Raw genomic sequence first — 21896 nt, forward strand, 5'->3', positions numbered from 1 at the left:
ACCGCACCGACCCAGGTCGTGGTCGAGAGCCGCTCCACCACCGTCACCGGCGACCGCCGGAGCGCGATCGACGCCATCACCGCCGTCGCGGCCCACGGCTCCGAGAGCTCGCTGCTGATCCTGGGTGAGCGCGGCGCAGGCAAGTCGAACGCCCTGATGTCGGCCTACACCCGCTCCGCCATCCGGCCCGTGCTCGTGCGCGCCAATCCCGCCGAAGCGGCCGTGCCGCTCAGCGGCTTCTCCGCGGTCTTCAGCGCCGTCGGCGACCCGCAGATCACCCAGGCCGCCGCCGACCTCGCCATCGGCGCGCCCGACCGCACGGCGCTCTTCGGCGCCGCGAACGAGTTCCTCGCGCGCCTGCGCTCCCTCGACCTCCTGCCCACCGTGGTGTTCATCGACGACGTCGACCGCATGGACGCCGACAGCCGCGAGATCCTCGGCTTCATCGCCGGCCGCGTCGCCGGCACCGGCATCCGCCTGATCGCCTCGGCAACGGCTGCCGAGGGCGTGCTGGCCGGCATGACCTCCCTCACACTCGAGCCGCTGACCCCGCTCGAGTCGATGGAGCTGCTCGCGGCGGCATCGGGGCCGGGTGCGGACGAGGGCACGCTGCAGCTGATCGCGCAGGAGGGTGGCGGCAACGCGCTCGCCCTGGTCACGGCCCTGCGCAAGATCAGCGGCGAACAGCTCGCCGGTCGCGCGCCGCTCGAGCTGCCGATGCGACCGGGGTCGGCCGTGAAGGCGATCGTCGCCCACCGGCTCGCCGGCCGCAGCGAGAGCGAACTCGAGCTGCTGCGTGCCGTCGCGCTGTCGCCCGTGTCCGACTGGGACGACCTCCTCGAGCGCAGCGACGACGATGTCGATGCGCTCGAGGAGCTCTTCGACCAGGGACTGCTGGAGCGGCAGGACCGCTTCGTCTCGTGTGCGGATCCGCTCGTCCGCTCCGTCCTGTACTGGGGCATCCGGCACGCCGATCGGCGACGCATGCACGAGGAGATGCTCGAGCGGGTCGGCGGTGACGACGTCGTGGCCGCCTGGCACGCGGATGCCGCGGGGCACGGGGGAGCCGCCGAACTGGCTCGGGCGGCCGAGGTGCTGTTCACCGCCGGGCTCGAGCGCCCCGCCGCGGAGTACGCGGAGCGCGCGCTGATCGCGATGGAGAGCGGCCGCAGCGACGCCGCCGCCGTCATCCGGCTCGCCCAGCAGCTGCTCAAGGCCGGGGAGGCCGCGCTCGGCCAGCGACTCCTGTATTTCGCCCGCATGGACGACCTCGCTCCCGCGGAAGCGATCGGGCTGCTGCTCACGAGCGCGGCGGCCCAGTTCGTCCGCACCGGAGTGGCGCCCGACGACGACATCTCTACCGCAGTCGACCTGCACCAGCACCTCGACCCGGTCGCCTCGGCGAAGCTGCTCACCTTCGCCGCCGCACTGCACGCGGTGCGCTGGCGGACCGACGACGCGGAGTACAACCTCGCCCGCGCGAGCGTGCTGATGGAGGACGCCGGCCTCAAGCCGACCTCGCTGTGGACCGTCACGACGGCTCTCGTCGACCGTCTGCAGGGGCGCACCTCCTCGCTCACGAATCCCGTCGACGCGACGAACCTGGTGCGCCGGCCGACCGTCGAACTGCTGGTGCTGGCTCAGTTCCTCTCGCTGCAGGAGCGCTACACGGAGGCGCGACGCGTGATCTCGCTCGTGCTCGGCCGCAACCGCTCGGTCGCGCCCCTGTGGTCGGACTTCGTCAACCTCGTGGGCATCGAGAACGACATCCGCGCCGGCGAGCTGCACCGGGTGCTGGCGGTGGACGCCGACTGGCCGACCCGCGCCACCGCGCGATACGGCTCGCGCCGGGCCCTGCTGCGGGCCACCGCCGCGTCCCTCGCCGACGGCGCGCTGGTCGCCGACCTGCTCGACGTGAGCCACAGCCACGCCACCGCGGAGCACAACCCGGAGGTCATCGCGCGGGCCTTGTCGCTCCGAGCGACGCTGGCGGTGCTGGGGGCGCGCTTCGACGACGCGCTCGAGCCCCTCGAATGGCTCGAATCGCTCGTCGTGAACTACCCCGACCCGAACATGCTCCGGCACCGTGCCGACCTCGTGGAGACGTACGCCGGGCTCGACAGGATGAACGACGCTCGGGGGCTGCTGGCCAAGTTCGAGCAGAGTGTCACCCAGCATCCGTCCCGCTGGGCGACCCTCGCGCTCGCCCGAGCCCGCGCCATCGTGAGCAGCGATCTCGAGGCCGTGTCGGCGTTCCGCGCGGCGGTGCGCGAGTTCCAGCCGCAGGACTCGCCCCTGGAGTACGCACGCACGCTCCTCGCCTACGCCCGACGCCTGCAGTCGCTCGGTGTCGCCGCCGAGGCGGAGCGCACCTACGCGGCGGCCCGCGCCGCCTTCGAAGCAGCGGGCGCCCCTCGATGGGCCTCGCTCGTGACGGCGGCGTCCGTTCCGGCGACGGCCGTGCGTCGGGTGCAGGCGGTCGTTCCGACTCTCGCGGCGCTGACCGACGAGGAGCGCGAGATCGTCGAACGGGTACGGCTGGGCCACAGGAACGGGGAGATCGCCGCCGCGCTCTTCATCTCCCTGCGCACGGTCGAGCTCCGGCTGACCCGCGTCTACCGCAAGCTCGGCGTGAAGTCGCGGGCCCACCTGGTCGCCGTGCTCAGCGCCTCGCAGAGCGCCTGAGCCGGCTGCGGGGTCCCGCAAAGCACGAGGGGTCCGCAAAGGGTCCGCACGAAGGTGCGGCGGCGGTTGACCGGGCGGCCGACCTGGCGGGAACGTGGTGACACCCGAATCACCCGTCTGCCTCGTCCCGACGAGCAGGCGTTCCCTAGCGAGGCCCCATGTCCTTCCCCGTCCGTTCCGTCGTCACCGGTGACCTCGGTGAACTCGCCATCGAGCTCGCGCAGCGGCTCCTCGAGCAGGGCGACGACGTCATCCTGCTGGGCGAGACGCTGCCGCCCGAAGCGGAGCAGCGCGCCGCCGTCGTTCGGCACCACCGCTTCACCTTCGTGCGCACCGCCCTGCGTGAGCGCACCGAGGCTCTCGCCGAACTCGCGGGCATCGATCGCGTCTTCCTCGTCTCCGGGGCTCGCCGTCTTCCGGTGAGCGCCGAAGGAGCGCTCGAGCGGCTCGACGGGGTGGTCCGCCGCACGATCAATGTGCTCGACGGATGCCTCGAGGCCGGCGCCACCCTCGTCGTCGTGACCCCCTCCGGTGCCGACATCCCCGAGGACCCGAGAAGCTACAGGTCAGGCACCGCGCTCCAGCGCTTCGCGGCGTCGAGCGTCCGCCGGTATCACGAGAAGTACGGGCTCGCGGTCGCCACCGTGACGCTGCCCGAGCTCTCGGCGTGCACCGGGGTCGGATGCCTCGGAACCCTCCTGCCGCTGTTCGTCCAGCGCGCCCTGCGCCACGAGGACATCCTGCTGCCCGGGCACGCGACGCAGCCGGTCTGCTTCTCGTGCCTGCACGACGTCGTGCCGGTGATCGTCGCCGTCGCCGAGCGAGGGGAGGCCGCGGCAACCCCGTACCTGATCACCGAGGAGCAGACCTCGGTCATCGCCCTGGCGCAGCGGGTCGTCGCCTACACCGGTAGCCGCAGCACGATCGTGTTCGGTGGCGAAGGGGCCGACACGGTCGTGACGTCCATCGAGCGCCGGCCGGATGTCGACGAGTTCCTGCCCCGCACGGCCGTGGACGCGTTCATCCAGGCGACCCTGTTCGACATCCGGGTGAAGCCGCTGCTGCACCGCTCCGCCTGACCGCGCCGTCACGTCGCCCGGGTCAGCTCTGCGGGCCGACGCGTCGGGCTCGTCCAGCGCCCGGAGGACGTGCGGGTGAAGGCCTCTTCCAGCGCGCCCAGACAGAGGAACGCGTCGAGCATCCGCGTCAGGGGGAAGGCGAGCCCGAGCAGCAGGAACGACGGTCGTCTCGCCACGACGGCGGCGATGACGGTCAGCACGTAGTCCGGCAGCACGAGGCCGACGAGAAGCGCGAGCGGAGGGAGCGCGGTCACGAGAAGGTCGGCGGTGCCGACTCCCGGCGTCGAGGCGACGACCGCCGCGACGCCCGTGATGAGGATGGCGGGGATCAGCGCGAGCAGGATGGCGCTCGAGACCACGAGTTCGAAGGTGAACACCGCGAGTGCTACCCAGAACCGGCCACGCCGGAAGCCGTGCCGCCGGATGGTCTGCCAGAACCCCAGGTTCCACCGGAGCACCTGCTTGGCGTAGTCGCGCAGGGTGTCGGGGTCCTGGGTGTACGCCATCGCCGCACGCGGGTGGAACGCGATCCGACCGAGACGCTTCGCGTGCACCTCGAACGTCATGTTGTAGTCCTCGATCGCGAGGTTCTCGGCGGCGATGTCGATGTGCTTGAGCGCCCTCGTGCGGTACATGCTGGCGAAGCCGGGCGCGATGGCGATCACGTCGAGAGCCCGAGCGGCTTGACCGAACTTCAGGAAGTACTGCATGACGATGTAGACGCGTTCGCGATACGCGACGAGGATCCGGCCCAGAAGCGTGCGCGGCGCCGGGTCCAGCTGCGAACGGGCGCACCCCGCCACGGCGACGACGTCGTCGGTGAACAGGGGAAGACCGGTCTCGAAGTAGTCGGAGGCGAGACGGGTGTCGGCGTCGAGGAAGGTGACCACCTCGAAGCGGGAGTAGATGTCGAAGTGCTCGAGCGCCGCGAGCAGGGCCCCCGCCTTGCCGCGGTTCGGGTTCAGTTCGAGCACGTTCACCCCGGCGCCGCGGGCCAACTCCGCGGTTCTGTCCGTCGAGCCGTCGGATGCCACGAATATCTGGTTGACCGGCAGCAGCCGCGCCGCGGACTTCAGCGTCGAGGCGATGACCGCCTCCTCGTTGTGCGCGGCGATCACGACGGCGACGGCATGCAGCGGCACGCCGCCGGTCCTCGGCGGTCGGCGGTCCGCCAACAGGCGCACCACTCCCACGGCGCCCCAGAAGAGCGTGTTCAGGCCGATGACGAGCACCAGCACCACGAGCGCGGTGAGCATTGGTCTCCCTCGTTGATCTCCGGCCACCGTAACCACGGGTCCGGCGTCCGGCCCGCAAGATTCGTTGCGGTTAACCGCAACGAAAATCCGAGCCCGCAAACCCGCCCGCATGTTGCGGTTTTGCCCGTTGACCAGGTCGCTCCGCCCCCGGACGGTTGGTGTCGACAGACCCGAGCCCGATCGTCGGACCCGAACACGACCTTCGAAGGAGTCTCTTCGTGACCCTCACGACGCGACCTGGCGACGCGCAACCCACGCTCGCCACCCAACCCCTCCACATCCCCACGAGCCGGCGTCAGTTCGATTACGACGTCGCGATCGTCGGGCTGGGCTACGTCGGACTCCCGACCGCGCTCGCCTTCCACTCCACCGGCAGCCGCGTGCTCGCCCTCGACATCTCGCAGCGCCGGATCTCCGCCATCAGGTCCGGTGACGTCGACCTGCTCGACGTGGATCACCGGCGCCTCGCCGCCACCGTCGGCGACGAAGAGGGGTGGCTGCTCACCGACGAGCCGGCCGAGCTCGTGCGCGCGGCCGCCATCGTCATCTGCGTGCCGACTCCGGTCGACAGTCACCTCACGCCCGATCTGACCATGCTGAAGTCGGCCTGCGCGATGGTGGTCGACGTGGCGGTCAGCGGTCAGCTCATCATGCTGACCTCGACGACCTACGTCGGTAGCACCGAGGATCTCATCGTCGAACCGCTGCGCAGCAGAGGGCACGAGATCGGGCACGACGTCTTCGTCGCCTTCAGTGCGGAGAGGATCGACCCCGGCAACGCCCGCTTCGATCACGACGAGGTCCCACGGGTCATGGGAGCGGCCACGCCCCAGTGCGAGGAGCTCGCCTTCGATCTTCTGAGCAGGAGCACGAAGAACGTGCACCGGGTGCACTCGCTCGCAGCGGCGGAGATGACCAAGTTGCTCGAGAACACCTTCCGGGCGGTCAACATCGCTCTCGCGAACGAGTTCGCCGACATCTGCAACACGCTCGACATCCCCGTCACGGAGGTGATCGACGCGGCGGCGACCAAGCCCTACGGCTTCATGAAGTTCTCGCCCGGCCCCGGGGTCGGCGGCCACTGCATCCCCTGCGATCCCCACTACCTGCTCTGGCAGCTCCGCGAGCAGCGAGTCGCTGCTCCCGTCATCACGTCGGCGATGACGGAGATCGCGGCGCGCCCGCATCGCATCGTCGCGCGCGCCAAGGAGAGCCTGGCCGGCATCGGAGTGCCACCGGCCGGCGCGCGCGTGCTCGTCGTCGGTGTCACCTATAAGCCCGACGTCGCCGACCTGCGCGAATCGCCCGCGCTCGAGATCCTCGCCGGGCTGCACAGCGAGGGCTCCGTGGTCGCGTTCCTCGATCCGCACGCCTCGGCTCTCGAACTGCACGACGGCACGGTGGTGGAGAGGGTCGACGATCCGGTCGCCTTCGATCCCGACCTCGTGCTGCTGCACACCCGGCACTCGGACGCCGACCTCAGCTGGGTGCGACCGGACCAGCTCGTGCTCGACGCGACCTACCGCGAGGTCGGCGTCGGCCAGCGAATCGTTCCTTGAGAGGCGGCAGTCCCATGACCGAACTCCCCATCCGCTCCGTCGTCACGGGCGGCGCCGGCTTCATCGGCAGCCACCTCGTCGAATACCTGCTGCACCGTGGCGACGAGGTCGTCGTGATCGACGACCTCTCGACGGGATCCATGGCGAACCTCGCCGGCGTCGTCGCGCATCCTCGGTTCGGGTTCGTCGAGGCATCCATTCTCGATCGCGCCGCCGTGCTGGGCGAGATCGACGGCGCCGACCGCGTCTTCCATCTGGCCGCCGCCGTCGGGGTGCGCCGGATCATCGAGCAACCGCTCGACAGCCTCCGCACCAACATCCACGGCTCCGAGAACGTGCTCGACGCGTGCCTCGCGGCGGATGCCTCGCTGCTCCTCGCCTCGACGAGCGAGATCTACGGCAAGAACACCTCCGACGCGCTGCACGAGGACTCCGACCGGATCCTCGGGTCACCGCTCAAGTCCAGATGGACCTACGCCGCGGCGAAGGGGATCGACGAGTCGTTCGCGCACGCCTACCACCTCGAGCACGGGCTCCGCGTCGGGATGGTGCGTCTCTTCAACACCGTCGGACCGCGCCAGACCGGCAGGTACGGGATGGTCGTTCCGAACCTCGTCGGTCAGGCCCTGCGAGGGGACCCGATCACGGTCTTCGGGGACGGCCTGCAGACCCGGTGCTTCTCGTACGTCGGCGACATCGTGCCCGCGCTCGTCGCGATCGCCGAGCGACCGGAGGCGTACGGGCAGGTGTTCAATCTCGGCGGCGCCGAAGAGGTGTCGATCCTCGAGCTCGCGGAACGGATCGTCGCACGCCTCGGCAGCACGAGCGAGATCATGCTCGTGCCCTACGAGCAGGCATACGGACCGGGGTACGAGGACATGCGGCGCCGGGTGCCCGACAACACCCGCTCGGGGAGCCTCGTGGGATTCGTCCCGCGTACCTCGATCGACGCGATCATCGACGCCGTGGCCGAGGACCTCCGGACCCGGACTGAGTCGCCGGTGCCGGTATGAGATTCCGGCTCGCGGCCGCCTCCGTGGCGGTCGTGTTCCTGATCACGGGCGGCGCCGTCCTCACGGCGACGCAGCAGCAGCCTGCCGACACCGTGCCCTCGGCGCCGCCGGTTCCCGTGGTGAGCGACGGCTCGGACGAGACGGTCACCCTGCCCGCCATGGCGCCCCGCGGGACATCCGACGCTCCCCGTACGCGCGTGAGTCTCACCTTCGACGACGGCTGGGCGTCGCAGATGCTCGCCCTCGACGCTCTCAACGAGCACGGAATGCCTGCGACGTTCTACATCTCATCCGGGCTGATCGGCCTCGATCGCTACCTGACCCGCGGGCAACTCGACGCCATCCACGACGTCGGCCACGAGGTCGGTGGGCACACGGTGACCCACGCCGACCTGAGGGAGATGGAGCCGCGGGCGGCGAAGCTCGAGCTCTGCTCGTCACGCGCCACGCTCACGCGCTGGGGCTACGAGGTCACGAGCTTCGCGTACCCGTTCGCCGGCTGGACAGAGGAGATCCGCGAGCAGGTGCGCGAATGCGGCTACAACAGCGCGCGGGACCTCGGCGACCTCGCGAGCCGGGAGGGGTGCGCGGACTGCGGCGCCGCCGAGAGCGTGCCCCCTCCCGACCCGTTCCTCATCCGCGCGCCGGCGCAGGTGAGCGACCAGTGGACGCTCGAGGACCTGCAGAAGCTCGTCACCGACGCCGAGGCCGTGGGTGGCTGGGTGCCGATCACCTTCCACGAGCTGTGCGAGCAGCAGGGGTGCAGCGACATCGGGGTCACGGTCGAGCTGTTCGACGCGTTCCTCGACTGGCTGCAGCCCAGAGCCGGTAGCAACGGCACCGTCGTACAGACCGTCGACGAGGTCGTGGGCGGCGACGTGCAGCCACTCGTCGACGAGGCGTCGTACGCGCTCGAGCCCGTCTCGTCCGCTTCCAACGGCGTCCGCAACCCTGGCTTCGAGCAGGAGGACGTCGACGGCGACGTCGAATGCTGGACCCAGGGCGTGCACGGTGACAACGACGGGCGCATCACCTTCACGGAGGGCCGTCGGAGCGACGTAGGTGTCACGGTCGAGATCGAGGAGTACTCCGACGGCGCCGCCAACGTCGTCCCGGATCTCGACGTCGGCGCATGCGCCCCCGCCGTCGAACCCGGCCGCCGCTACGAGCTCGGCGCCTGGTACCGCTCCACGGCGGAGACCGGCTTCTCGGTCTATCTCAGGCATGAGGACGGCCGCTGGTTCCCCTGGGCCTACGGCCCGCCCCTGCCGGCGTCGGAGGACTGGCGCCGCGCCGAGTGGACGACGCCCGAGATCCCGCCCGGCTTCACCGGCATCAGCTTCGGACTCTCGCTGGCGCAGGTGGGCACGCTCACCGTCGACGATCACTCGATCTCGGTTGCTGCGCCGGGAGGGGGAGAGGGAGCAGACTCGGGGGCATGACCGGGCGTCGACGAGCCACCGCGATCGTCTTCGCGTCGCTGATGATCGCCGGATGCTCGGCGGAGGAGCCCGAGGTCGAGCGCGTGACCGAGGAACTGCCTGAGGGGCGTTACCCGTGGCACACCGACATCGTGTCCACGACGTTCTGGGTCGGGGAGATCCTCGATCCGGCGGCGTCCGACGGCAGCCAGGAGATCTCGGCCTACGACTCCCGGTGGATGGAGAGCTACGGCGGGTGCGACGGGATCGTCGTCGACGGGGTCTGCGGCACCGAGGCCCGCTCGGCCGAGAACGGGTGGTTCCCGACGAGCATGACGCCGCTGCAGAATCCCTTCTATCTCGACCTCCCCTTCGACGACGTCAACAACGATGCCGCTTTCGCCATGCGCGGGGACGTCGTGCCGTGGGCGGGGGAGGAGCCCTACGCATCGCGCGTCGCGGACCGCGGCTTCAGCCTCATGAAGAACCGGTGGGTCGAGCTGCGCAAGGGCGACGCGGTCTGCTTCGGGCAGATCCAGGACGCGGGTCCGGCCGTGTACGACGACGCCCAGTACGTGTTCGGCGACGACGATGCGCGCCCTGCGAGCACGCGTTTCAACAACGCCGGGCTCGACGTCTCACCCGCGCTCAACGGTTGTCTCGGCTTCGAGGACCTGAACGGCCAGAACGACCGAGTGCACTGGCGGTTCGTCGACGAGAGTGACGTGCCCGAGGGGCCCTGGACGAGGATCGTGACGACGAGCGGGGTGCAGTGAGTGCGGGTCGCCGCAAAACCCGACGGATGCCGCACGAACCCGCGATCCAGCTTGCCGGGACCGCTGCATCGACTGCATCTTTGGTGCACACCACCAACGTCGGAGGAATGATGAGCAGACGGTCCGCCCTCGCCTATGGCGCCCTCGCGTTCGGTGCGGCGTCGGTCGCGATCGCCGCCCCTCTCGCGCTCGCCTCTCCTGCGCACGCCGTCGTGATCACGCAGCACGTCGAGGCCGCCTCCGCCGCTGAGGCCGAGGCCGTCGTGCGGGACGCCGTGGTCGGCGGCTCGGTGCTCGCACTCGGCCTCCTCGGCTTCACGGCCATCAACGCGCGCCGCTCGCACTGAGGACCCCCGCGTAGCTGCGCGCCCGGAGTCGCCCTCGCGCGGCGTTCGCCCCGCTGTCTGCCGCCCTCCTTCGTCGCGGTTGCTGGCAGCTTCTCCGTGTCGCGCGCGTTCGCCGGTGGTCCCGGCATGCGGTCGCGCCCGTCGGCCGATCGCTCGCGGGGTTGCGGACTCCCGCAGCATCCGCCAGAAGCCCGCAGGCACCCGCACGAAGGCGCGGATTCCGTTGACCGTCCCCCGGCCGGCACGGGAGGTTGAAGTCGCCCGATCCGAAGGAGACCTAGCCACCCATGAGCACCGTCATCGATCCGATCGACGTGTTCGTTCCCCGCAGCCACTCGCTCGCGGAGATCGAGCAGGTCACGACCTACCAGCGCCGCCACGCCACGATCGCCTGCATCATCCCCGCCTACAACGAGGAGGAGACGATCGCCGAAGTCCTCCGCAGTCTGCTCGCCCAGACGCGGCCGCCGGAGGTCATCCACGTCATCGTCAACAACACGACCGACAACACGGTCTACGAGGCCCGCCAGTTCGAGGGCGAGCACAAGCTGCACTACCGCGGCACCGACTACGTGACTCACGTGCACGTGCACGACATCGGCAAGAACGCGGACCGCAAGGTCGGCGCGCTCAACTTCGGGTGGGAGCTCTCCCGCGAGTACGACTTCATCCTCGGAGTCGACGGCGACACGACGCTCGACCCCAAGTGCGTGCAGTGGCTCGAGGACGAGATGACGGATGACTCGCGCATCGGTGGCCTCTCCGCGATCTACTCGATCGACGATCAGAAGATCAAGGGCTGGGGCGCCAACTTCCTGGTCGCCGGCCAGAAGGCCCAGTTCGCGAGCTTCAACATGGACAACCTGGTCCGCAACCGCGACATGGCGGTGCTCGGCGGCCAGTGCTCGCTGTTCCGCACCACGGCGCTGAAGTCGACGATGGAGCACTACCGCCAGGACTACCCCTGGGTGCGTGACTCCGAGGTCGAGGACTCGCTGTTGTCGCTGCAGATCAAGTCCGTCGGCTTCCTCACCAAGATCAGCGCCCACGCCCGGGCGAACGTCGGCGCGATGACCACCGTCCGCGCGCTCAACGCCCAGCAGATCAAGTGGACCGTCGGCGCGATCGAGCTCATGCGCGCGAAGCCGTTCCACCCCAACCTGCGGCTGCGCTGGCGTGAGAACTTCCAGATGCTCTTCAACATCTCGACCCGCGTGATGTTCGCCCTGCTGCTCGTCGGTTCGCTGTCGATCAACGCCTTCGTCTTCAACTGGGTGTGGCTCGTGCCGCCCGTGATCGCGTGGCTGCTGAACATCCGCACGATGCTGTCGATGCAGAACCGTTCCGCCTGGGACGTGATCTACGCGGTGCTGTTCTTCCCCGCGGAGCTCTACATGTGGCTCAGGATCACTCACTTCGTGACGTCGTGGTACCGGTCGCTGGCGCGCGTCGAGCACGACAACTGGGGCGCCCAGGCATCCGCCGAGTCGGGCAGCGGCTCGAACGGTCTCACCTGGCCGATCATCGGGGCGGTCGTGACCGCCGCGGTCGCCATCATCAGCTGGAACATGATGGACCTCTTCACGCGGTCGCTCATCCTCGCCCTCGGCTGGCCCCTGCTCAGCGTTTTCACCGTCGGACTCACCGTCTCGATGTTCCGTCTGCTCGTTCGCCGCCACCGCGGCTTCAAGGTCTGAGAGAACCCGAACCTCATGCTCAACAAGAAGAAGCGCATCGCCCTGGCCGCCGCCGGCACCCTGGTGATGCTGACGATGACCGGATGCTCCGCGGCCGACGTGCTCGGCATCACCCAGGCTCAGGCCGCGCTCGACGCGGTCGCCGAGGAGCAGAAGCCCTCGGCCGAGCCCACGGCCGAGGAGACCGCCGAGTCCGCGACCGACGCGACGTCCGAGGAGACGGCGCCCGAGCCGACCCCGGCGGCGCAGGCCACCGAGAACGCGCTCGTCGCGCTGCAGGCGCCGACCGGTGACCTGGCGAGCGGCTCCGTCGCCCACACGATCCCCGCGGGCAGCGGCACCGTCCACCTCAACTACTGGACGAACCAGAACCCCGCCGAGTGGACGAACGACCTCTCTGTGCCGGTGTACCTCAACGTGACGATCGGCGACGCCGGCCCGAAGGCGCGCTACACGATCAACGCGTTCTCGGCGAAGACCACCGAGGCCCAGCTGGTGTCGGACATCGGGAACTACGAGATCACCCCGCCGTTCTCGTACTTCACGACGATCGTCGTCGGCCCCACGGCATCCGACAGTCTCGAGCTCATCGTCGAGATGGAGATCTCGATGGAGACCGCGGAGGGCACCGGCGACTACACGAAGGTGCGCGTCGCCGACAAGCTCACCATCGACTTCGCCTCGGCACCCGTCGAGACGACGCCCAAGGAAGCGGAGACCCGAACCGCCTCCACCCACTGAGAACAGTCCGACCGAGAACCGACGCGGACCCGAACCGCGTCGGCGCTCGGGGCGGGCGGTGCCGACCCGAACGGCACCGCCCGCCGGCACTGCTCGCCGGTACGCGCGATGTGCGCGGGCTCCTCAGGCTTCCCCCCGGGCCTGAGGAGCTCCGCGGACCGCGTGTCCCACGGGCTGCGGGACGGCACCCGTGCCGGACCGGGGAGAACCACCTCCCCGGTCCGACCCTCCCTCGGCGCTCGGGCGCCATCAGTCCCGGCGCGGAACGGACCCCCGCTGTTCCGCGCCGGGCACCTCGGCGATGCGGGGATCCGCACCTCCGCAAACCGCTTGCGCGCGGCCGCAGGAAAGCCCGTTTTCGCTTCTCCGGCGCTCCCCGGCCCGGCATGCTTGAGCCCGTCGCCGACCCGAACGGCGGCCCGGTCGCAGGTCACGCTGCCCGAGCTCCTCAGACGGTTCTCCCCCCAACCGCCTGAGGAGCACGCGGAGCGGGACCTGAGGACCAGTCGTGAAGTGCGCGGAACCCGAATGCCGAACTTCACGCTCTTCCGCCGGCGGTGCGCCCGAACGCACCGCCGGCGGATCGACGGGCGATCGCCTCCGCCGGACGCGACCGTAGCCCACACGCTTACCCGAAGCAGACCCGATGCTGAGCACCAAGACCGAGGCCGTCGACCTCGAACTCCTCCCCGCTCGACCGAGAGTCGTCGCACTGATCCCCGCGCACGACGAGGCTGCCGGCATCGCCGGAACCATCGAGGCGATGATCGACCAAACCTTCGTGCCCGAGGTCGTCGTCGTGCCCACCGGATTAGCGGGCGCCGCTTCACTCGTCGCTTCCTACCCCGTGGATGTGGTGGACGTCGCTCTCGCCTCCGGCGACGACGCCTCCGTCGCGTTCAATCAGGCGTGGGCGCAGTACGCGGCAGTAGCGGATGTCGTGTTGACCGTGCCCGAGGACGTCGCGCTGCCCGCGAACTCGGTCGAAGAATGCGTGCGCGAGCTCCTCGGCAGCGAACACAGCACCTGGTCGGGCGTCGGCGGCGCTGAGGCGATCCGGGGATCCGTCCTCCGCGATGTGGTCAACGGCTTCGACCGCCCCGGCCCTTGGTTCGGCGACCCCGCCGACTTCGACGCCGAGCTCACCGCCTGGCTGGCGGAGGTCGCCGACGGCAGTGCTCGCACCCGTGACCGTGCTGCGACCATCGTCGCTCTGCTTCCGGCGCACAACGAGGAAGACGGTATTGCGGACGCCATCCGCGGACTGCGGAATCAGACGCGGCCGCCGGACCGGATCGTGGTGGTCGCGGACAACTGCACGGACGGAACCATCGCCATCTCGCTGGCAGAGGGCGCCGAGATCGTCGAGACGAAGGGCAACCGTCACAAGAAGGCGGGCGCCTTGAATCAGGCTCTCGAGGCACTCCTGCCCACGCTGGCGGACGACGATGTGGTTCTCGTGCAGGACGCCGACTCGGCGCTCGACGAGGGCTTTCTCGAATGCGCGGAGGGCTACCTGCACGACCGCCGTTTCGGCGCGATCGGAGGTACTTTCCGAGGCGGCGAGGGCGCGGGTTTCCTGGGGCACCTTCAGCGCAACGAGTACGCACGATACGGCCGCGACGTTCGACGGCTGCGGGGCAAGTGTCTGGTCGTTACTGGCACGGCTGCAACCTTCAGGGTCAAGACGCTTCGCGAGATCGGCAGTGCCCGGGTCGCGGGGAAGCTGCCGCCAGGGGATCGCCGCGCAGGCGTCTACGACACTTCGGTGCTCACGGAGGACAACGAGTTGACGTTCGCGATCCGGCACTTGGGATACGAGGTGCTGAGCCCAGCGGGATGCACCCTGGTGACCGAGGTCATGGAGACCTGGAGCGATCTCTGGAAGCAACGGTTGCGCTGGAAGCGTGGAGCAGTCGAGAACTGCTTCCAGTACGGGCTTACAAGAGTGACGTGGCCCTATTGGGGTCGTCAACTGCTGACGCTTCTCGGAGTTCTGGTCACGTTCGTGTACCTCGGCACGCTCTTATGGGCCGGCCTCACTGGGAGCTTCACCCTTCAGCCCTTCTGGCTGGCGGTCAGCCTGATCTTCGTCGTCGAGCGCGTCGTCACCGTCAGAGACCGGGGCTGGCGGCACATGCTCGCCGCAGCCGTGATGTACGAGCTGCTCCTCGATCTCTTCCTCCAGTTCGTACACGCCAAGGCCTACTTCGATGCCCTAACCGGGCGTCAGCGCAACTGGTAGAGGAGGTGAAACATGTACAACAACGTCATTCCGTCTACTGGAGCAGGTGTGCTCGCTGCGACGGGGTTCGATTCGATCTGGCTCGGACTCGCAGCGTTCGCCCTGATCGCTGCCGGAACTGCGATCATGCGCATCGTTCCGAAGCGCCGGGTGAATGAGGCCTGACGGACGGTTCGCTCGTACCGGCAGGTACGAGCGCGACGCGGATCGCGGCCGAGAAGCCCCCACTTGCGGGACACCGCAAGCCTTAGGGGCGAAAACCCGCAACCACCGGGTGCCCCTATTGCAACCCCCTAATTAGGGGGATGAAGTGGAAGTAGTCGGAACCCGAACCGACTTCCGTTCCACCTCGCACCAACGAGTTCGCCGGACCCGAACCAGCGAACTCGACGCCTCCCCGAAGAGGCGGACACGACTGTGAGGCGCAGCCCTCGGCTGCGCCTCACAGCCATGCCGATGTGGCTCCTTCCGGCTCGGGTTCCTCCAACCCGAAAGGAAGCACCACATGAAGAGATTCCTGGCAGGCGGCACAGCCGCACTGCTTCTCGCGGGGGCGGCGGTCTTCAACGTCGCACTGCCGGCCGCCGCCACTGGTCCTGGTGACCAGGTCTGTAGTGGCCTCGACAGTGGAAAGATCGACACGACCGGCGACCCGCAGTCGGTCGTACTGAAGGCGCCCGAGGGTCAGGTCATCGTGCGCTACTGCGTCAAGGCCGGCTCCGCTCAGCAAGGTGACGGTCCGGTCTACGTCACAGTCGACGCTCCAGCCAACCAGCTGACGATCACCCACCCCTCTGGCAAGGCGATCTCGCACTACTCATTCGAATACGCACCGAAGCCGGTTGAGCCAGTTGTCATCGTTCCGACGGTGCCTACCCCCGTCGATGAATGCGGCACGGCGAACGACAAGATCAACGTCCCGGACAGCACCGACAAGTACTTCTACAGCGCCCCGGTCTACGCCGATCGCAAGGGCTCCGTGACGGTCACGGCGAAGGACGGGTACGTCTTCGAGGGCGGCAAGACTCAGCTGAACTACGACTTCACGTTCACGAACGTGCCGTGCGAGGTGCCGCCGACGGTGGTGACGCCCACGGTTCCGACCAAGGTCGACGAGTGCGGTACCGCGAACGACAAGATCGTCGTGCCGGCGGACACGGACAAGTACACCTATGGCGCCCCGGTGATCAAGGATGGCAAGGGTTCGGTGACGGTCACGGCGAAGGACGGGTACGTCTTCGAAGGTGGCAAGACGACGCTGACCTTCGAGTTCACCTTCACGAACGTGCCGTGCGAGGTGCCGCCGACCGTGGTCAAGCCGACCGTTCCCACGAAGGTCGACGAGTGCGGTACCGCGAACGACAAGATCGTCGTGCCGGCGGACACGGACAAGTACACCTATGGCACCCCGGTGATCAAGGACGGCGAGGGTTCCGTGACGGTCACGGCGAAGGACGGGTACGTCTTCGAGGGTGGCAAGACGACGCTGACCTACGACTTCACATTCACGAACGAGGCGTGCGAGGTGCCGCCGACCGTGATCGCGCAGCACCCACTCGCACCGGTCTTCCTCGACAAGTGCGGCACCGCGGATGACGAGGTGATCCTCCCCGAGGACACCGACGAGTTCTACTACCAGGCGGACCTCGAGGACGGCATGGCGGTCGTGACCGTCATCGCCCGCGACGGCTACGTCTTCGGTGACGAGGCGGTCACGAGCTGGGCGCACACCTTCACCGACGAGCCCTGCACCGTCCAGACCGTCGTCACGCCGCCCGCGCCTCAGGTGACGGTGACGCCGCAGGCGGCCCCGGCCCCGCAGGTGAAGGCCGTCGACCGGTCCGTCGAGCGCGAGGTGCTCGCGTACACCGGCGCGGACGACGCGGCCACGACGCGTGACGCCGCCATCGGCGGATCGCTCCTGCTTCTCGGTGTGCTCGCGCTCGGGTTCGCCCGACTGCGTCGTCAGCACCGATAGGAGGTCCCCGGCCTGGCGGGTAACAGGCCGGAAAGCGCGAACCCCTCGGGCATCCGCCTGAGGGGTTCGTCGCGTTCCTAGACGAGCAACTGATGCCGCGCGAGGTCCCGGTACAGCGGCGTCGACTCGAGCAGCTCCTCGTGAGTGCCGGTGCCGACGACCCGGCCCTTCTCGAGCACGACGATCTGGTCGGAGTCGACGACCGTCGACAGACGGTGCGCGATCACGAGCAGCGTGCGGTTCTCCGCGACGGCGTCGATCGCCTCGCGCAGCCGCTGCTCGTTGAGTCCGTCGAGGCTCGACGTCGACTCGTCGAGCAGCAGGATCGGGGGAGCGGCGAGCAGGGTGCGCGCGATCGCGAGCCGCTGGCGCTCGCCGCCGGAGAGCATGACGCCGTCCTCGCCGACCGGCGCGTCGAGGCCGAGCTCGTTCCGCTCGAGCACGTCGGTGAGGTTGACGGATGCCAGCACGCGGCGGCACTCGTCCTCCGAGGCATCCGGAGCGCCGAGCAACAGGTTCTCGCGGATGGTGCCGGCGAGCACCGGGGCATCCTGCTCCACGTAGCCGATGTTCGCCCGCAGCTCCTCGCGGTCGAGGCCGCGGAGGTCGACGCCGCCCAGGCGCACGACGCCGTCGGTCGGGTCGTAGAAGCGCTCGATGAGCGCGAGGATGGTGCTCTTGCCCGCGCCGCTCGGGCCGACGAGCGCGGTGCGCTTGCCGCGTCCGACGCCGAAGGAGACGTCGCGCAGCACGCCGCGGTGCACGTCCTCCTCGCCCTCGGCGATCACGTCGTCGGGGTAGGAGAAGGAGACGCCCTCGAAGGCGATGGCCTCGTCGGAGGAGATGGCAGGCACCCCGGAGGTGCGGGTGTCGCCCGCCGTCTCGGTGGGCAGCTCGAGGATCTCCTGGATGCGGCCGAGCGCGCCGAGCGCCTGGCTGACGCTCGTGACGGCGCCGAACACCGTGCCGAGCGGCATCACGAGCAGGAAGAGGAAGAGGATGAACGCGACGAGGTCGGCGATCGTCGTCGCGCCGCTCGCGACGAGGTACCCGCCGACGCCCAGCACGGCGAGCAGCGAGCCCTGCAGGGCGACGCCCGCGATCGGCACGACGAGAGCGGATGCCTTGGCGACCGCGACTCCGGACTCCCAGGCCCGGCCCGCCTGCGCCTCGATCACGGCGCCCTCGCGCTCGGTCGCGTTCGCAGCGCGCACCGTGCGGATCGCCCCGACGACGCGCTCGACACCGGCGGCGAGGTCGCCGACGCGCTCCTGCTGCTGCTGGCTGGCCTTGCGGATGCGGGTGCCGAGGCCGCCCACCGTCACGAGCGCGAGCGCGATCACGAGCAGGGTGATGCCGAGCAGCACCGCGTTGAGCACCAGCATCGCGATGAGCGCGCCGACGAAGACGAGGGCGCTGCCGACGAGGTCGACGAGCCCCTGCGTGATCGCGGCGTAGAGCAGGGTCGTGTCGCTGCCGACGCGCGAGACGAGGTCGCCGGTGCGGCGCCGGTCGAACTCGCTGATCGGCAGGCGCAGGATGCGACGCACGAGCTGCCGCCGCGCGGAGAGCACGACCGAGGTGCCGGTCCGCTGCAGCAGGTAGTGCTGCAGCGCGCTCAGCAGTGCGCTGACGACGAGCAGCGCGATCAGCACCCACACGATCGGCCCGAGCGGCTCGCCCGCCTGCACGGAGGAGATGATCTGACTCGTGAGCAGCGGCTGCGCGAGCGTCGTGCCGGCCGCGACGATCGAGAGCACGACGACCACCGCGAGCACACCGCGGTGCTCGAGCAGGTACGGCACGAGTGCGCTGAAGCGAGCGCGGGGGCCCTCCTCCTTCGGGGCGCGGCGTCCCAGTCGCCGGCGCGGAGCGGCATCCGTCATCATCGTCTCCCGTACTTCTTGTGGACGGCCTGCTTGCTGACACCGAGGGCGGTCGCGATGAGCTGCCAGCTCATGCCGTCGTTGCGGGCGCGCCGCACGGTGGCCGCCTCGAGTCGATCCAGTTCGCTCCGCAACTCTGCGATGCGCTGGAGTTGGGCGAATGGATGGCCGTCGCCGTCGTCTTCTGCGAGGGCCGTGATCGCGCCGAAGGTCACAGTACCCCTCCTCTCTCGAGGCCGCCGGAAGATCGTCAACCTTTGTTGACAGTCTCCTTCGCCCGGCGGATAGTGTCAACCCAGGTTGACGAGGCGGCGGAGGCGGTGTCGCTGTCGCACCCCTTCGCTAGGCTCGGGAACCGTGCCGCAACCCGTGATCAGAGCCTCGAATCTCGTGAAGAAGTACAAGGACTTCGCGGCGGTCGGCGGGATCGACTTCGAGATCGCGCCCGGCGAATCCTTCGGATTCCTAGGGCCGAACGGCGCCGGCAAGTCGACGACGATGCGGATGATCGGTGCGGTCTCCACTCGCACGGGCGGCGAGCTCGAGATCCTCGGTCTCGACCCGGACAAGTACGGCCCCGAGGTGCGGAGCCAGCTCGGCGTCGTGCCGCAGCAGGACAACCTCGACGTCGACCTCCGGGTGCGCGACAACCTCATCGTCTACGGCCGCTACTTCGGTCTGCCGACGCGCACGATCGCGCCGCGAGCCGACGAGCTGCTCGGGTTCGCGCAGCTCTCCGACCGGGCGAAGGCCCGCGTCGAGGACCTCTCGGGCGGCATGAAGCGCCGGCTCACGATCGCCCGCGCGCTGATCAACGACCCCAAGATCCTGCTGCTCGACGAGCCGACGACGGGCCTCGACCCGCAGGCCCGCCACATCCTGTGGGACCGCTTGTTCCGGCTCAAGGAGCAGGGCACCACCCTCGTGCTCACGACCCACTACATGGACGAGGCCGAGCAGCTCTGCGACCGGCTCGTCGTCGTCGACAAGGGCAGCATCATGGCGGAGGGGTCGCCCGCCGACCTCATCCGCCGGTTCTCCAGTCGCGAGGTGCTCGAGGTGCGCTTCGGCGGCGGCCGCAACGAGGAGGTCGCGTCCCAGCTCGGCGGCATCGGCGACCGGCACGAGGTGCTGCCCGACCGCATCCTCGTCTACAGCCAGGACGGTGAGGCGGAGCTCAGCCGCATCCATCAGCTCGGGCTCAAGCCGATCACGAGCCTCGTGCGACGCTCGAGCCTCGAGGACGTGTTCCTGCGTCTCACGGGGCGGAGCCTCATCGAATGAGCGCGTATCTACCGGTACTGCCGACGACCGGGACGGCCGTCGGCGCTGGGGTCGCGGCGACGGCCAGAAATGGCCGTCGCTTCGAGCTCCACCGCGCCGGGCGGAGCCTCATCGAATGAGCGCGGTGCACGAGGGGCGATCGACTCCGGATGTCGCGACGGCCAAGGCCCGCCGCTGGGGCTCCTGGTACGTCGCGGAGCACCGGCTCCGATCGATGCGCGCCTACGCGCAGACGATCCTCGCCACGAGCATCGGCAACCCCGTCGTCTACCTCTTCGCCCTCGGCGTCGGGCTCGCAACGCTCGTGCCGACCGGAGTCGGCGACGCGACCTACCTGCAGTTCGTCGCCCCGGCGCTGCTCGCGACCGCGGCGGTCACCGTCGCGACCGAGGAGTTCACCTACCCGGTGCTCATGGGCTTCAAGTGGAACCCAATCTTCTTCGGCATGAACGCAGCCCCCATCTCCGGCACGCAGATCGCCAACGGGCTCGCGCTATCGGTGCTCGCGCGCATCCTCGTCACCTGCGTCATCTACTTCCTCTTCATGCTCGCGTTCGGCGCGGTGCCCTCGCCCATCGGCTGGCTCGCGATCCTCGCCGCGACGCTCACCGGCACGGCCATCGGGCTGGCGATCATGGCCTACACGTGCACGGTCGAGGAGGACAAGGGACAGATGGCGGTCATCATGCGCTTCATCGTGACCCCGCTGTTCCTCTTCAGCGGCACGTTCTTCCCGCTCACGCAGCTGCCGCTGTACCTGCAGTGGATCGGCTGGATCTCGCCCCTCTGGCACGGCACGGAACTCGGTCGCTTGCTCACCTACGGCTACGAGGAGCCGATCTGGCTCACAGTCATCCACGTGGTCTACCCGCTCGCCCTCGCGGTGTTCGGCCTCGTCGCCGCGCAGCGCATCATCACGAGGAGGCTCGACAAGTGAGCGTCGCAGCGCAGCCCGCCGCGGCATCCTCGAAGGTGCTCGGCGACCTCTACGCCCGCAATGCGAAGAGCGTCATGTGGCGCGGCTACACCGCGACCAAGACGAACACCTACCTGGTGATCGTCAGCGGCTTCTTCGAGCCGGTGTTCTACCTGCTCTCGATGGGCATCGGCCTCGGCGCGCTCGTCGGCACCGTCGCCACGACGACCGGGCAGGAGGTGCCGTACGCCGCGTTCATCGCGCCCGCGCTGCTCGCGGTGAGCGCCATGAACGGCGCCGTCTACGACTCCACGTGGAACGTCTTCTTCAAGATGAACTACGCGAAGCTCTACGAGGGCATGCTCGCGACCTCGCTCGGCCCGCTCGACGTGGCCCTCGGCGAGATCTCGCTCGCGCTCGCCCGCGGCGCCCTCTACGCGGCGGGCTTCATGGCCGTCATGCAGGCGCTCGGGCTCAACCTCGCCTGGAGTGCGATCCTCGCCCTGCCGGCCGTCGTGCTCATCGCGTTCGGCTTCGCCGCGGTGGGCATGGCGATCACGTCGTACCTGAAGACGTTCCAGCAGATGGACTGGATCAACTTCTTCATGCTGCCGATGTTTCTGTTCTCGGCGACGTTCTACCCGATCACGGTCTACCCGGAGCCGATCCAATGGATCGTGCAGGCGCTGCCGCTCTGGCACGGCGTGGAACTCGTCCGCGGGCTCACCACCGGCGCCCTCAGCACCGCGCTGTTGGGGCACGCGCTCTACTACGTCGTGATGATCGCCGTCGGGCTCGTCGTCACGACCCGGCGTCTGCGCCACGTGTTCCTCGACTAGGGCGACGGATGCCGCGGGGGCCGCGGACTCCTCACTCGCTGGCGCGCCTGAACGACCGGCGCGCGCCTGACTGGCTCGCGGGCCCCTGACTGACTGGCGCGCGTGACGAGTGGCGCGCCCCAAGACGCGTGGCGCGGCCCTGACGAATGGCGCGGTCGAACACGAGTGGCGCGC

18 protein-coding genes are annotated in these 21896 nt (G+C 69.2%); 15 read left to right on the top strand and 3 right to left on the bottom strand.

Features of this window, described 5'->3' with window-relative positions:
- Positions 1 to 18 precede the first annotated feature (18 nt).
- Positions 19 to 2685, top strand: coding sequence for a helix-turn-helix transcriptional regulator (locus tag JUB10_RS05240; RefSeq protein WP_207454617.1), 2667 nt, complete (start codon positions 19 to 21; stop codon positions 2683 to 2685).
- A 158-nt stretch (positions 2686 to 2843) separates the two neighbouring features.
- Positions 2844 to 3764: an NAD-dependent epimerase/dehydratase family protein gene (locus JUB10_RS05245; RefSeq protein WP_207454618.1), complete on the top strand. Its 921-nt coding sequence runs from the start codon at positions 2844 to 2846 to the stop codon at positions 3762 to 3764.
- Positions 3765 to 3772: 8 nt separating this feature from the next.
- Here JUB10_RS05245 and JUB10_RS05250 read toward each other — a convergent pair whose 3' ends face one another.
- Entirely contained in the window at positions 3773 to 5020 is a 1248-nt protein-coding gene (locus tag JUB10_RS05250; RefSeq protein WP_207454619.1) for a glycosyltransferase family 2 protein, read from the bottom strand.
- 218 nt (positions 5021 to 5238) lie between these two features.
- Here JUB10_RS05250 and JUB10_RS05255 point away from each other — a divergent pair, with 218 nt between their 5' ends.
- The 10 genes from JUB10_RS05255 to JUB10_RS05300 all read left to right on the top strand — a co-directional run bounded on the left by JUB10_RS05255 (position 5239) and on the right by JUB10_RS05300 (position 16797).
- On the top strand, positions 5239 to 6579 hold the full coding sequence (locus JUB10_RS05255) for a nucleotide sugar dehydrogenase (RefSeq protein ID WP_307859103.1): 1341 nt from the start codon (positions 5239 to 5241) through the stop codon (positions 6577 to 6579).
- Between the two features lie 14 nt (positions 6580 to 6593).
- Entirely contained in the window at positions 6594 to 7592 is a 999-nt protein-coding gene (locus tag JUB10_RS05260; protein WP_242682165.1) for an NAD-dependent epimerase/dehydratase family protein, read from the top strand.
- Entirely contained in the window at positions 7589 to 9034 is a 1446-nt protein-coding gene (locus JUB10_RS05265; protein ID WP_207454620.1) for a polysaccharide deacetylase family protein, read from the top strand. The genes JUB10_RS05260 and JUB10_RS05265 overlap by 4 nt, the downstream gene beginning before the upstream one ends.
- Positions 9031 to 9789, top strand: a complete 759-nt coding sequence (locus JUB10_RS05270) for a hypothetical protein (RefSeq protein WP_207454621.1) — start codon at positions 9031 to 9033, stop codon at positions 9787 to 9789. The genes JUB10_RS05265 and JUB10_RS05270 overlap by 4 nt, the downstream gene beginning before the upstream one ends.
- A gap of 110 nt (positions 9790 to 9899) precedes the next feature.
- The gene (locus JUB10_RS05275) at positions 9900 to 10136 is read left to right on the top strand and encodes a hypothetical protein (RefSeq protein ID WP_207454622.1); all 237 of its coding nucleotides are present in this window, start codon (positions 9900 to 9902) and stop codon (positions 10134 to 10136) included.
- 287 nt (positions 10137 to 10423) lie between these two features.
- Positions 10424 to 11833, top strand: a complete 1410-nt coding sequence (locus tag JUB10_RS05280; protein ID WP_207454623.1) for a glycosyltransferase family 2 protein — start codon at positions 10424 to 10426, stop codon at positions 11831 to 11833.
- 15 nt (positions 11834 to 11848) lie between these two features.
- Complete coding sequence (locus tag JUB10_RS05285) at positions 11849 to 12574, top strand: hypothetical protein (protein ID WP_207454624.1); 726 nt, start codon at positions 11849 to 11851, stop codon at positions 12572 to 12574.
- A 646-nt stretch (positions 12575 to 13220) separates the two neighbouring features.
- Entirely contained in the window at positions 13221 to 14819 is a 1599-nt protein-coding gene (locus JUB10_RS05290; protein ID WP_242682166.1) for a glycosyltransferase family 2 protein, read from the top strand.
- Positions 14820 to 14831: 12 nt separating this feature from the next.
- A complete protein-coding gene (locus JUB10_RS05295; RefSeq protein ID WP_207454625.1) occupies positions 14832 to 14984 on the top strand; it encodes a hypothetical protein in 153 nt (50 codons plus the stop codon).
- Positions 14985 to 15324: 340 nt separating this feature from the next.
- A complete protein-coding gene (locus JUB10_RS05300; protein ID WP_207454626.1) occupies positions 15325 to 16797 on the top strand; it encodes a hypothetical protein in 1473 nt (490 codons plus the stop codon).
- A 77-nt stretch (positions 16798 to 16874) separates the two neighbouring features.
- Here the strand turns inward: JUB10_RS05300 and JUB10_RS05305 are convergent, their stop codons facing one another.
- Positions 16875 to 18686 (bottom strand): ABC transporter ATP-binding protein, encoded by a 1812-nt coding sequence (locus JUB10_RS05305; protein WP_207454627.1) that lies wholly within the window; start codon positions 18684 to 18686, stop codon positions 16875 to 16877.
- Positions 18683 to 18898, bottom strand: a complete 216-nt coding sequence (locus JUB10_RS05310; protein ID WP_242682318.1) for an AsnC family protein — start codon at positions 18896 to 18898, stop codon at positions 18683 to 18685. The genes JUB10_RS05305 and JUB10_RS05310 overlap by 4 nt, the downstream gene beginning before the upstream one ends.
- A 142-nt stretch (positions 18899 to 19040) precedes the next feature.
- On the opposite strand from JUB10_RS05310, the gene JUB10_RS05315 reads away from it, so the two are divergent.
- The 3 genes from JUB10_RS05315 (at position 19041) to JUB10_RS05325 (ending at position 21722) form a co-directional block, all read left to right on the top strand.
- On the top strand, positions 19041 to 19967 hold the full coding sequence (locus JUB10_RS05315; RefSeq protein WP_207454628.1) for an ABC transporter ATP-binding protein: 927 nt from the start codon (positions 19041 to 19043) through the stop codon (positions 19965 to 19967).
- A 115-nt stretch (positions 19968 to 20082) separates the two neighbouring features.
- On the top strand, positions 20083 to 20904 hold the full coding sequence (locus JUB10_RS05320; RefSeq protein WP_207454629.1) for an ABC transporter permease: 822 nt from the start codon (positions 20083 to 20085) through the stop codon (positions 20902 to 20904).
- Positions 20901 to 21722: an ABC transporter permease gene (locus JUB10_RS05325; protein WP_307859104.1), complete on the top strand. Its 822-nt coding sequence runs from the start codon at positions 20901 to 20903 to the stop codon at positions 21720 to 21722. Before JUB10_RS05320 ends, JUB10_RS05325 begins: the two co-directional genes overlap by 4 nt.
- The last annotated feature ends 174 nt before the right edge of the window (positions 21723 to 21896 follow it).

It is taken from the genome of Desertivibrio insolitus, from assembly GCF_017355965.1.
Classification (GTDB): Bacteria; Actinomycetota; Actinomycetes; order Actinomycetales; family Microbacteriaceae; genus JAFIQW01.